This is a genomic window from Sphingomonas sp. UNC305MFCol5.2, from assembly GCF_000712135.1.
Classification (GTDB): domain Bacteria; phylum Pseudomonadota; class Alphaproteobacteria; order Sphingomonadales; family Sphingomonadaceae; genus Sphingomonas.
Genome location: NZ_JOOE01000002.1, coordinates 131,414 through 143,812, shown reverse-complemented (window position 1 = coordinate 143,812; position 12,399 = coordinate 131,414). Strand labels below are relative to the sequence as shown.

The 12,399-nt window shown below is 64.3% G+C and carries 10 protein-coding genes; 6 read left to right on the top strand and 4 right to left on the bottom strand.

Annotation, left to right across the window (positions count from 1 at the left end; all coding sequences use genetic code 11):
- Positions 1 to 67: 67 nt before the first annotated feature.
- Entirely contained in the window at positions 68 to 1,246 is a 1,179-nt protein-coding gene (locus tag BR78_RS0107915; protein ID WP_443027672.1) for an MFS transporter, read from the bottom strand.
- A gap of 7 nt (positions 1,247 to 1,253) precedes the next feature.
- A complete protein-coding gene (locus BR78_RS0107910) occupies positions 1,254 to 2,288 on the bottom strand; it encodes an aldo/keto reductase (RefSeq protein ID WP_025559955.1) in 1,035 nt (344 codons plus the stop codon).
- An 85-nt stretch (positions 2,289 to 2,373) separates the two neighbouring features.
- On the opposite strand from BR78_RS0107910, the gene BR78_RS0107905 reads away from it, so the two are divergent.
- Positions 2,374 to 3,279 (top strand): LysR family transcriptional regulator, encoded by a 906-nt coding sequence (locus tag BR78_RS0107905; protein ID WP_025559954.1) that lies wholly within the window; start codon positions 2,374 to 2,376, stop codon positions 3,277 to 3,279.
- Positions 3,280 to 3,655: 376 nt separating this feature from the next.
- Here the strand turns inward: BR78_RS0107905 and BR78_RS0107900 are convergent, their stop codons facing one another.
- Positions 3,656 to 4,066, bottom strand: a complete 411-nt coding sequence (locus BR78_RS0107900; protein ID WP_025559953.1) for a VOC family protein — start codon at positions 4,064 to 4,066, stop codon at positions 3,656 to 3,658.
- Positions 4,067 to 4,134: 68 nt separating this feature from the next.
- Between BR78_RS0107900 and BR78_RS0107895 the strand changes: the two genes are divergently transcribed.
- Both BR78_RS0107895 and BR78_RS0107890 read left to right on the top strand, forming a co-directional pair.
- Complete coding sequence (locus BR78_RS0107895) at positions 4,135 to 4,653, top strand: MarR family winged helix-turn-helix transcriptional regulator (protein ID WP_025559952.1); 519 nt, start codon at positions 4,135 to 4,137, stop codon at positions 4,651 to 4,653.
- A gap of 311 nt (positions 4,654 to 4,964) precedes the next feature.
- Positions 4,965 to 7,382 carry a glycoside hydrolase family 2 TIM barrel-domain containing protein gene (locus BR78_RS0107890; RefSeq protein WP_156022269.1) on the top strand — a complete coding sequence of 806 codons (2,418 nt, stop codon included), beginning with the start codon at positions 4,965 to 4,967 and terminating at the stop codon, positions 7,380 to 7,382.
- 16 nt (positions 7,383 to 7,398) lie between these two features.
- Here the strand turns inward: BR78_RS0107890 and BR78_RS0107885 are convergent, their stop codons facing one another.
- Positions 7,399 to 8,946, bottom strand: coding sequence for an alpha-L-fucosidase (locus BR78_RS0107885; RefSeq protein WP_025559950.1), 1,548 nt, complete (start codon positions 8,944 to 8,946; stop codon positions 7,399 to 7,401).
- Between BR78_RS0107885 and BR78_RS0107880 the strand changes: the two genes are divergently transcribed.
- The 3 genes from BR78_RS0107880 (at position 8,939) to BR78_RS0107870 (ending at position 12,397) form a co-directional block, all read left to right on the top strand.
- Entirely contained in the window at positions 8,939 to 9,988 is a 1,050-nt protein-coding gene (locus tag BR78_RS0107880; protein ID WP_231478206.1) for an IclR family transcriptional regulator, read from the top strand. The two genes, BR78_RS0107885 and BR78_RS0107880, sit on opposite strands and share 8 nt — an antisense overlap.
- Positions 9,989 to 10,158: 170 nt before the next feature.
- Complete coding sequence (locus BR78_RS0107875) at positions 10,159 to 11,166, top strand: zinc-binding alcohol dehydrogenase family protein (protein ID WP_025559948.1); 1,008 nt, start codon at positions 10,159 to 10,161, stop codon at positions 11,164 to 11,166.
- 151 nt (positions 11,167 to 11,317) lie between these two features.
- Positions 11,318 to 12,397, top strand: a complete 1,080-nt coding sequence (locus BR78_RS0107870; protein WP_231478205.1) for a LacI family DNA-binding transcriptional regulator — start codon at positions 11,318 to 11,320, stop codon at positions 12,395 to 12,397.
- Positions 12,398 to 12,399 lie beyond the last annotated feature (2 nt).

Sequence of the window (12,399 nt, the reverse complement as noted above, 5' to 3'; positions counted from 1 at the left end):
CCGGCATTATGCTTTCGAAAGCGTTGACGCCACGTAAAGGCCCCTTTTGCCGGCGCGAAACCAGACCTCACGCGCTGCAGGGTTGCTCTTGCGCGACAGGCCGTGCACGCTGCGTGGTGAGCAGGAGAGCAAGCAGCCCGATCGTCGACGTCGCAGCTCCGGCAAGTGCTACCGCCGGATAGCCCAGGCCGGCAGCGATCACGCCTCCGCCCAATGCGGCACCCAATGCGTTGCCGAGATTGAAGGCGCCGATATTGACGGCCGAGGCGAGGTTCGGCGCATCGGCGGCCGCGGTCATCACGCGAATCTGCAGCGGCGGGACGAGTGCGAAGCTCGCGACTCCCCACAGGAAGATCAGCACCGCCGACGCTCCGGCGTGCGGCATGAACAGGGCGAAGGCGATCAGGATCGCGGTCAGGGAGGCCAGCGTGACGATCAGCGTGCGATCGACCGAGCGGTCCGCGAACTTCCCGCCCAGCCAGTTACCCACCGTCAGCCCCACACCGAAGGTGACGAGCATCGCGGTCACGAACGCCAGCGAGGCATGCGTCACTTCGCGCAGGATCGGCGTGATGTAGGTGAAGACAGTGAACATCGCACCGGAACCGACCACGGTCAGCGCCAGCGCGCCCAGCACCTCACCGCGCCCGAGGACGCGCAGCTCCGCGAGCGAGCTTTCGCCTCTCGGCGCCGGCAGCGGCGGCAAGGTCAGCCGCAGCGCGGCCATCGTCGCGACGCCCAGGCCGGCGATGCCCCAGAAAGAAGCGCGCCAGCCAAGATGGTCGCCCGCCCATGTTGCGAGCGGCACGCCGACGACATTGGCGATGGTCAGGCCCATGAACATGGCGGCAACCGCGCTCGCGCGACGTTCGGGCGCAACAAGGCCGGCGGCGACTATCGAGCCCACACCGAAGAATGCCCCGTGGTTGAACGAAGTGACGATGCGCGCGGCTAGCAACATGCCGTAGCTGTCGGACACGGCCGCGAAGAGATTGCCGGCAGTGAACACGCCGGCAAGCCCGATCAGCAATGTCCGTCGCGAAACGCGCCCGGTGGTCAACGTCATGACGGGTGCGCCGATCACCACGCCGAATGCATAGGCACTGATCAGCAGGCCGGCGGCGGGGATCGAGACGCCGAGGTCGTTCGCGATCACCGGCAGCAGCCCCATGGGCGCGAACTCGGTGACGCCGATCCCGAATGCCCCGATGGCGAGGGCGATAATGCCGAGGTTGAGCTTCACCATCGCCTCCTCAGACCATCGCCTGGTTCAGGCGGGCGAAACCCTCCTGCTGGTGATAGGGGGTGTGGGGGTAGGGCGGCAGCACTGTGCTCACGGCATCGAGTGCCGCGACCTGCCCGGATGTGAGCGACCAGCCTGTCGCACCCAGATTCTGCCGGAGCTGCTCTTCGTTGCGCGCGCCGATGATCACCGACGAGACCGTGGGGCGGCGCAACAGCCAATTGATCGCGACCTGGGGCACGGTCTTGCCGGTCTCCGTCGCGATCGCCTCGAGCGCGTCTATGACCCGATACAGGAGCTCGCTCTCCACGGGCGGGGCGAATTGCTCGGTTTCGTGGAGCCTGCTTCCCGCAGGGACAGGGCGGTCTCGGCCGATCCTGCCGGTCAGACGGCCCCAGCCCAGCGGGCTCCAGACGAGCGCGCCGATGCCCTGGTCGGCGCCGAGCGGCATCAGCTCGGATTCATAAGCGCGGCCGATCAGCGAATAATAGACCTGGTGCGCCACCAGCCGAGGCCAGCCGTGCCGCTCGGCCAGGCCCTGCGCCTTCATCAACTGCCAGCCGGGATAGTTGGATACGCCGGCGTAGCGGATCTTGCCCGCCGCGATCAGCAAGTCGAGCGTGCCCATCAGCTCCTCGGCCGGGGTAGACGCGTCGAAGGCGTGCAGCTGGAGCAGATCGATATAATCGGTTCCGAGCCGTGACAGCGCTTGCTCCACTGCCCGTACGAGCCGGGCACGGGACGCTCCCCAATCTTGCGGGCCGTCGCCTGTCGGCAAGCCGGTCTTGGTCGAAATCAGCACGGCGTCGCGGCGTCCCCGAACCGCCTCGCCCAGGATCTCCTCGGACGCGCCGCCCGAATAGACGTCGGCGGTATCGAACAGCGTCACGCCGGCGTCGATGCAGATGTCGATCAGTCGCCGCGCCTCGGCGGCGTCGCTTTGGCCCCAGGCGCTGAACAGCGGCCCCTTTCCGCCGAAGGTGCCGGTGCCGAAGCTGAGTGCCGGGACGCGCAGGCCCGAATTTCCGAGTTGCCGATATTCCATGATCCACCGCTATGCTGTTGTCGATGCATAGATGGACGGCGGATCGTTGCTGCAGTAGCGGCTGCGGACGCGAAGGATTTATGCGATGGATGCAAAGATGGGTGGGGGATCGGACCGGGCCCGGGCACTGGCACTTTTCTCCGCCGTCGTGGAAGAGGGCAGTTTTTCGGCAGCCGGACGCGTCCTCGACATGAGCCCTTCCGCTGTCAGCCGGGCGGTTGATCGGATCGAAGCGCGGCTGGGAGTCAGACTTTTGTTACGGTCGACCCGAGCGCTGTCCCTCACGGCCGAGGGCCAGGCCTATCTGCAGGCGGCACGCCGCATCCTGACCGACCTTGACGATGTCGAACAGCAGATCGCCGATCAGGGTGCGCCGCGCGGGCGGCTGCGGATCAACGCGGCGCTCTCTCACGGTCGCCTCTGCGTCGTGCCGCTGCTGGGGGAGTTCGCCGCTCGCTTTCCGCATATCCTGATAGACATCGCGCTCAACGATGCACTGGTGGACGTCGCTGGCGGGCAGGCGGATGTCGCAATCCGCTTCGGTCCTCTGCCGGACAGTTCGCTCACCGCCCGAAAGCTGGGCGAGACACGCCGTGTGATCGTGGCGTCGCCGGAATATCTGGCGCGGCACGGACGGCCGGAGGTTCCCGAAGACCTGCACCAGTTCAATTGTCTCAACTTCAATTTCCGTCGCGTGGAGCCGATCTGGCCGTTCCGGAGAGATGGCCGGGATTTCGCCTTGTCGGTTGCCGGCAATATCGAGGCGAACAACGGCGAGACGTTGGGCCAGCTCGCGGAGGCGGGCGTCGGCATCGCCCGGATCGGCCGCTTCAGCGTAGAATCGGAAATCGCTGATGGCAGGCTCGTACCGCTTCTCGAGGAGTTCAATCCTGGCGACGTGGAGCAGATCCACGCGGTATTCGTCGGGGGAGTCAGCACTCCGGCCCGCGTCCGCGTCTTTGTGGATTTTCTTGCCGCGCACTTGCGCTGACCGAAGGCGGCGAGCGGATCGCCATCCGGCCCGATCGCGATAGCCGAAGGGCATAGGGCTAATAATGCATCATCATGCAGATGTCGTATTTGTCCAATCGGACTCGAAGGCCACAGCTTAAGGCGCGCTCATGGTGATGTTCGATTGGTGCCGGCGAGCGTCGGCATGGTTTCGAACTCTGGGAGATCTAAAGCGTGCGCAAACATGACCACAACAGCCGCGGAGCATACCCGCGAAGCCCGGTCAGGGAAGCGCTCGTCCGTTGGCTCGCAAGTCTCGACGCAGTGAGCCGCACGCTCTTCCCGGAGCAGGAGTCGTAAGGTTGCCTTTCGAGTCGGCTCGAGGAGCTTGCCGACCCTGACGGCGACGCCTGCGCTCAGGCGCCCGCCATTGCGGACATATCCATCCAGGCAGGTTCGAAGACATTCCCGTCAGGATCGGCGAAGCTGCGAAGGTACATGAAGCCCATGTCCTGCGCTTCGCGAATGTCTGCCGTTCCTCCAACCTTGGCGGCCGCCTCGACCATGGCGTCCACTTCGTCGCGGCTGTCGCGCGAGAGCGCGAAGAGCGCGGCGCTGGTTTCGCGGGCATCCGCAATCGGTTTGGATGTGAAGGTCTGGTAATAGTCCCGCGTCATGAGCTGGAAGATGATGGCTTCGGACCAGACCATCGAGGATGCCTGCTCATTGCTGAACTGGTCATTCTTCTCGAAGCCGATCGCCTCGTAAAAGCGGGTCGCTGCGGCCAGATCCGTCACCGGCAGGTTCACAAAAAGCATTTTCGGCATCGCTCTTCCCCAACTATGTCGAAACGAATATAACTCGATATCGAATTAATTATCTAGGTACTATCTCGATGTCAAGGCATATTGATGAGGCGGCGGATCGTATCGACGCACGCATGGCGCAATGGGCGTGCGAACTGCCCGACGTGGACACCACGGGCATGGCGATCCTGGGCCGGATGCGGTGGATCACCTTGTCCGCCCGACCCGTGATCGAACGCATTTTCGAAGAAGAGAATCTGGACACCGGCGAGTTCGATGTCCTTGCAACCTTGCTCCGATCCGGCGCGCCCTATCGGTTGCGGCCCACCGAGCTGCATCGATCGCTGATGATATCCTCCGGCGGGCTCACCGATCGCCTTCGCCGTTTGACGCAAGCGGGTCTGGTGTCTCGACCGGTCGCCCAGGAGGATGGCCGCAGCCTGCTCGTGGAGCTGACGCGGGAAGGGCGCGCCAAAGCGGAGAGAGTGTTCCGCAAGGACATGGAGGTTGAAATGCGAATGCTTTCCATGCTCGACGCGGAGGAGCGCAATCGCCTGGCGAATCTCCTGCGAAAACTTTCCCACTCCATCGCGATCTCAGCATTTTAGCCATTGGGGCAGCGAGGCATGCACCTTCGCGCCATCGAGCTCCGATTCCGCTCCGGCGCCGCCCTGTCCGCCTCATCAGGCTAGATTACCTTCCCGGAACAATTTTCGGCGCACTGGAATCGCGCCGCTATAGAAAGCCGCGGGCGGCGAACGCCCGGGCGATGGGCGGAGCGTGGCTTTGCTCCACGCTCTGAAGAGAGGGGATCATTCGGTTGTCATCCACCGGCAGGTTACGCTCGGCTTTCGCGCCTGTGCGCCAGAATCCCTCGAGCGGACGGAACAGCGCTTCGCTTTCATGGCCATATGCGCTGTTGCGGCTGGTATGCGCTTTCCTCGCCGTCCTGTCGCTTTCGGCGACCGCGGCATCGGCCGAGACTCGCAGTCTATCGCAGGGGTGGCTGTTTCAGGCCGGGGAGAGCACGGGGGCCGAACGCTCGCGTTTCGACGATAGCGGCTGGCGGAAAGTGGTCGTTCCGCACGACTGGTCGATCATGGACAAGCCGGACGGCAGCCCGCCGTTCGATCCCAAGGCGACTGCCGGCCAGGACTCCGGCTATCTGCCCGGCGGCATCGGCTGGTACCGCCGCCACCTGAACCTTACCGCGGAAGAAGCCGCCAAGGTCGTGCGGCTGAACTTCGAGGCGGTCTATATGGACGCCGACATCTGGCTGAACGGCGAACGGGTCGCCGAGCATCACTACGGCTACACCGCCTTCACGGTCGATCTGACCGGCAAGCTCAAGGCCGGCGACAATGTGATCGCCGTGCGCGCCCACCATGCCGATCCCTCGTCGCGCTGGTATGCCGGATCGGGCATCATCCGGCCGGTCACGCTCGACCTTCTCGATTGCCTGTATATCCGGCCGGAAAGCATCTTCGTCACCACGCCGGTCGCGACCGAGGCGTCGGGCACTCTCGCGATCCGCGCCTCCGCCGCGAACTGCGGGGGCAGGGCGGAGACCGTGGAGCTGGTTTCGCGCGTCGTCGCCTCCAACGGCGACGTGGTGGCGGAAGCGACCGAACGCCGCAACGTCGTCGGAAAGGGCAGCGCCGACTGGGCCCAATCGCTCACGGTGCCGCGCCCCGCGCTGTGGTCGCCGGACTCACCCAATCTCTACACGCTGGTGCAGCAGCTGCAGGTCGGCGGCGTGGTGACGGACGAGCGGCGGACCCGCTTCGGGATCCGCACGATCATCGTGGATGCCGCGAACGGCCTGCGGGTCAATGGAAAGCCGGTGAAGCTGCGCGGCGGCAATTTCCACCACGACAATTACATGCTGGGGGCCGCCGGTTTCCCCGACGCCGACGCGCGAAAAGTCGCGCTGATGAAGGCGGCCGGCTACAACGCCATCCGCAGCTCGCACAATCCCGCGAGTCAGGCGACGCTGGATGCGGCGGACGCGCTGGGCATGCTGGTCATCGACGAAGCCTTTGATGCCTGGAACAAGAGCAAGCGCGACCAGGATTATGCGCGCTTCTTCAAGGCGGACCGGGCGCAGGACATCGACAGCATGGTCGTCAGCGGACGCAATCACCCGAGCGTGCTGTTCTGGAGCATCGGCAACGAAATCCCCGAGGATGGCACGCCGGAGGGCGTCGAGTCCGGGCGCTGGCTTGCGGCGCGGGTCCGTCTCCTCGATTCCACCCGGCCGGTGACACAGGCGGTCAATGCCGATCCGCCGAAAAGCTCGAACCAGTTCGATATCCTGGATGTCGCCGGATACAATTATCACGCGCACGACTTCGAGAAGGAGCATGCGAAGTTTCCGGATCGGATCCTCTACACCTCCGAATCGGTGACGAAGGACGCTTTCTCCTATTGGCGATATGTCGAGAAATTTCCGTGGGTGATCGGCGATTTCGTCTGGACCGCAGTCGACTATATCGGCGAAAGCGGCATCGGCTGGATGGGCTATAGCCAGGATTGGCAGAAGCTCGGGCCCTATCCCTGGCACCTCGCTTATTCCGGCGAGATCGACGTGACCGGGCGCAAGCGGCCTGCCGCTTATTATCGCCAGATCCTGTGGAAGACAGGCATCGACCCCGTCGTCGCCTTTGTCCGCCAGCCCAAGGGCACCGAGGATCTGCCGGACCGGTTCCTGTATCCGATCACGCCGCCGCATCTCGATTGGTCGCATCCCGACGTCCACCCGAGCTGGACGTGGCGCGGGCAGGAGGGCAAGCCGCTCGAAGTGCTGGTCTATTCCGAGCTTCCCGAGGTCGAGCTGCTCCTCAACGGCAAAAGCCTCGGGCGCAAGCGGGCAGGCCTGGACACCGAATATGCCGCAGCGTTCAACGTGCCCTATGCCCCGGGCCGGCTGACTGCCGTGGGCTACCGCGACGGACGGGAGGCGGCGCGGTGGGAACTGCGGACCGCTGGGGTGCCTGCCGCCGCAAAGCTGAGCGTCGACCGCCAGCGCCTCACTGCCAACGGCACGGACATCGCCTATGTGACGGTCGAGCTGGTCGATGCCGATGGCACGCCGGTCTATGCGCAGGCGGACGACCGCCGCATGACCGTACGCGTCACGGGCGCCGCGGTCTTGGCCGGCATCGGCAACGGCGATCCGCGCGACGCGTCCAGCTTCCAGTCGGGAAGCCGCTCCTCGTTCCACGGCCGCGCCGTCGCTGCGATCCGCGCCGGAACGCAGGCGGGGCCGGTGACGATCGAGGTCGCCGTCGATGGCCTGCCGCTCCAGCGGCTGCGCTTCGACACGGTGTCGCGCTAGAGTCCGATTCAGCGCCTCAGGCGAAAGTGATTTTGAAGACGCTGGCGTGGCGCGTCGGCAGATGTCCGGGCACCGTTACGACGAGTGCGCGATCGGTCTGCCGGAAGCCGATCCTGCCGCGATGGCCGAGCAGCTGAACCTGGCGCACCCGGCGGCTCTCGTGCGGATTGCCGCTCGCCAGTGATGTTATCGCCGTCTCGCCCGAGGGTTCGCCCAGGACGATGGCGTAGAGCGCGCCGGCCTTGGTGGTGAAGCGGATGTCCTGCGCGGTGTATTCAGCCTTTTCGGCGAACATGCCCGACTTCGTCTCTGTCGGTCCTTCGCCGTAGATCTTCCAGGGCCGCGTGCTGTGGATCGCTTCGGCATTGATCGCCATCCAGGGGGCAAGCTCCGCCAGGAGCTGCTCGGACTGTGGCGGCAGGCTGCCGTCGGGATATTGCACGACGTTGAGCAGCAGATTGCCGTTCTTGCTCACGATATCGGCGAGCATCGTGACGACCTCGCTAGTCGTCTTGTAGGTATAGTTGTCGCTGTAGAACCAGTCGCCGTTCGACGTGTCGGTCTGCCAGGGCAGCGGGTTGATGCCGCTGAGGACGCCGCGCTCGACGTCCTGGACGACAGCTTCCTTGTGGAATTCGCCCGAACCGGTGTCCTTGCAGTTATAAACGGCTTCCAGCTTTCCGGTTCGTACGATGCTGCTGTTGTAGAGATGCGCGACCAGTGCGCGCCCGACTTCGCCGAACGGCAATCCGCCATCGGAATAGAGCAGGTCCGGCTGATAGGAATCGACGAGGTCACGAATCCGCTCGAACCACCGTTGGTGATAAGCGGGATTGGTCGTGTACCAGCTCTTTGGCGTGTTCAGGAACGGCTCGTCGCGATTGTCGTGATAAAGATCCGCATAGCGCGGATCGGCGCCGTCATAGCTGATCCCCAGCTTCGGCCAGAACTGATCGTAGAGATGGCTCGGATGCCACCAGCTATAGCTGGCGCCCAGATGTTCGGAGACGCCGAAGCGCAGGCCGCGGCGCTTTGCGGCGGCTTTCCATGCGCCGACGATGTCGCGTTTCGGGCCAAGCGCGGCTGCGTTCCAGCGATGGTGTTTGGAATTCCACAGATCGAAATTGTCGTGGTGCACCGCCATGGAGACAAAATATTTGGCGCCGGCCGCGGCATATTTGTCCATCAGCGCTTCCGGGTCGAAGCGCTCGGCCTTCCATAGCGGGATGACATCCTTGTAGCCGAATTCGGACGGATGCCCGTACGTCTTCACGTGATGATCGTAATGCGGGTGGCCGGGTACGTACATGAAGCGCGCATACCAATCGCCCTGACGCGGCACCGCCTGCGGTCCCCAATGCGCCCAGATCCCGAATTTCGCGTCGCGGAACCAGTCCGGCGTGCCGTAGGTCTTTAGCGACTCGACTGTCGGCGTGAAGCGCCCGGGCGGCACGTCGCGATGTCTCTCGCGGAGCCCGGAACTCTGGCTCTTCGCCTGCGCGCCCAGACCAAGCGCCGCCATCAGGGGAGCCGCCAGAACGTCGCGTTTGCTGAAAGTGACCATTTTCCTCCCCGTCGCTTGTTCGATCCGAGTCAAGCCGATCGAGCGTGACCTCAGGCGGCGTCTTGCCGCTCACCAGCTGAGGTATATGCAAACCTGTTTTCATATATCAAGCAATTCTCATCCACGCCTGCATGCTCTTCCGCGCTGGCGAGGCGCAGCGGCAGAGGGGGCGGCAAGGTCGGTTGACGTGGCTGGCTTCGCTCCAATATCTCCACGAGATCGAGCCGCGGCGATATGCATGGTCGAATTGGAGGGGACGATGGCAAAAGCAGGGCTCAAGGGGACCTATGCCGCTCCGGCCATCGAAAAGGCGTTCGAGGTTATCGAGCTGCTGGCGAACCGGCCGGAAGGCGCGCTGATAAGCGAGATGGCGACCGACTTGAGCCGTTCGGTGGGCGAATTGTTCCGGATTGTCGTGGTAATGGAGCGGCTCGGCTATCTGCGTAAATCCGATGCGTCGGACCGCTACACCATCGCCTACAAGCTTCTCGACGTCGCATTTCGCGGTACGCCGTCGCAGGAACTCGTGCGCGCGGCCATGCCGGAAATGCAGGTGCTTGCGCTGGAGGCGGGGCAATCCTGCCATGTCGTCGTACCCAATGGCGGCCGCGGCATGGTGGTCGCGAGAGAGGAGCAGCCCGGAACGCGCGGATTCGCGCTGAAGGTCGGCGCCCATATCGATATCATCAAGAGCTGCTCGGGGCAGGTTCTTCTCGCCTTCTCGAGTATTCAGCGTACGGAGCGGATCGTGCGCGCCGCGGAGGAGGAGCTGGGTATTTCAGTCGATCGCGGCTGGTTGGCCGATCGTATCGCAATCATCCGGCGAAAGGGCCATGACAGCCGCAAGAGCCCGGTCACCCATGGCGTGACCGATATCAGCTTCCCCGTTTTCGGCTTCGATCGGAATGTCGTCGCGGCGCTGACGATTCCCTTTCTCGAGCTGATCGACGGGTCGCAGAAAGTCGATCTGGAGGCGGCGCGAGACTTGCTGCGCACGGCGGCGGCGCGCGTTTCGGATCGACTGGGATATCAGTCAGACTGAGGCCATTCCGCTGCAGTGGCTTCCGGACCACGCTTGCGGCGCGCCTGGGCTACGACGCAATCCTGGATGCAACCGATCAGCGTTGCAGGCGCGCGGAAAATATCGATGAAATCTAACTTGCAAATACGCAAACGGTTGTGCGAGGTCGCGACAGGGAGAAGCCTATCGTTATGCGCACGATCATTTGCCAGGAGCCGTTTCGTCTCGCCTTGACGACGAGAAGCGAGCCCATCGCAGGCCCAGGGGAAGTCCTGGTCCGCATTTCGCGGGTCGGCCTGTGCGGAACGGATTATCATATCTTTGCGGGGCGCCACCCGTTTCTCCAATATCCGCGGGTAATGGGGCACGAACTGAGCGGCGAGATCGTTGCGGTGGGCCCCGGCACGACGCTGCGGACGGGCGGGCCGGTGACGATTAATCCCTATATCTCCTGTGGCAGGTGCGTGGCGTGCCGCAAGGGCAAGCCCAATGCATGCGTGAACATCAACGTGCTCGGCGTGCATTCCGACGGGGGCTTGAGCGATATGCTGGTGGTCCCGGAATCGGCGGTCATCGACGCCGAAGGCCTGACGATGGACCAGGCGGCGATGGTGGAGTTCCTCGCGATCGGCGCGCATGCCGTGGCACGCGTCCCGACGAATGCTTGCGGAAGGATGCTGGTCGTCGGCGCCGGCCCGATAGGCATCGCGACGGCTCTATTCGGCCGGCTCGATGGCTTCGATGTGATGCTCACCGACCAAAGGGAGGCGCGGCTCGCCTTCGCCCGGGAGCGCCTCGGATTCGAGGGTGTCTTCGCCGGTGACGCGTTGGAGACCGTGCTGGCGGAGCAGACCGGCGGCGACATGTTCGACGTTGTCGTGGATGCGACCGGATCGTTGCCGGCCATGCGACGCAGCCTGGGACTGGTGGCGCATGGCGGGGCTCTAGTGCTGGTCGGCGTGGCGCCAGGGGAGCTAGCCTTCGAAGACCCCGAATTTCACAAACGGGAGGCCATTTTGATCGCAAGTCGCAACGCGCTTGCGGCGGACTTCGAACGGGTGATCGCCGCGATCCGGTCGGGCGTGATCCCCACCGGGATCCTGCACACCCACAGCGTGGATGTCGGTGAACTGCCGGAGCGCTTTCCCGAACTCATCGCCGCGGCGGATTCGGTGCTGAAGGCGATCACGCGTTTCTGACGGCCGAGGCCGCATCCATTGACGAGGCGACAGAATGCACGCGCACGTCCTGCAATGAACGCATTCATTCATGGTCACCGGGCTCGGGAAATCCGGAAGTCTGATGTCGTCGTTGCGCGCCGGGTGAAATTGGCTAGTTCACGGAGACTCAGTGCATGAAGGGATCGTAGTGACACGAAACGCGCGTCCACGAAGCGCCACGCTCAAGGATGTCGCGGCAAAGGCCGGCGTATCGCCGATGACCGTGTCGCGCGTGATCAACGGACAAAGCGGGGTTGGCGCCGAAACACGCGCTGCCGTGGAAGAGGTCATACGAATACTCGGCTACACTCCCAACGTGGCGGCTCGAAGTCTCGTGACTTCGGCTGAACCCAAGATCGGCGTGATCTATTCCAACCCTAGCGCGGCGTTCATGAGCGACTTCCTGATCGGCGTGTTCGAAGAGGCGTCCGCGCGCGGAATTCGCCTCGTTCTCCTGAAAGGCGAGGGCGGCAAGCCTCCTGCGAAGGCGCGGCTGAAGGAACTCGCGGCTTCCGGGGTGGCAGGCTTCATCGTCACGCCGCCATTGGGCGAATCGCCGTCCATGCTGGATCTGCTTCGCGAGACGGGACTGCCGATGGCCGCGGTCGGCGCACACGCCGTCGAGAACGCGATCTGCGTTCGAATAGACGATCGCCGCGCGGCCTATGAGATGACGCGGCACCTGATAGATTTGGGCCATCGACGACTGGGCTTCATCGTCGGCAATCCGGATCAGGCGGCAAGCGCGGAACGGCTCGCCGGTTTCTATGCTGCTGTTCGGGAGGCGGGCGATGTCCGGACCACCGTCGCGCAGGGGGACTTCAGCTTCGCGTCGGGGCTGGACGCGGCCGAAAAACTGCTCGATGCCAGCCAGATGCCTTCGGCGATCTTCGCCAGCAATGACGACATGGCCGCCGCGGTTATTTCGGTCGCGCACCGGCGCCAGCTCGACGTGCCGCGAGAGTTAACCGTGGTGGGATTCGACGATACGCCTGCGGCTGTGATGCTGTGGCCGCCGCTGACGACGGTGCATCAGCCGGTTCGCGACCTGGCGTCGGAAGCGCTGCGCCTCCTCGCCGCCGAAATCGCCGCTCCCGGCTTGCCCGCGAGTCGATCCGATCGCGTGCTGGAACATACGATCGTGAAGCGGCAGTCCACGGCCGAGGTGCGGCCGCCAGATCGCGTGACCAGCCCGGAAGCCGCGGAATAACC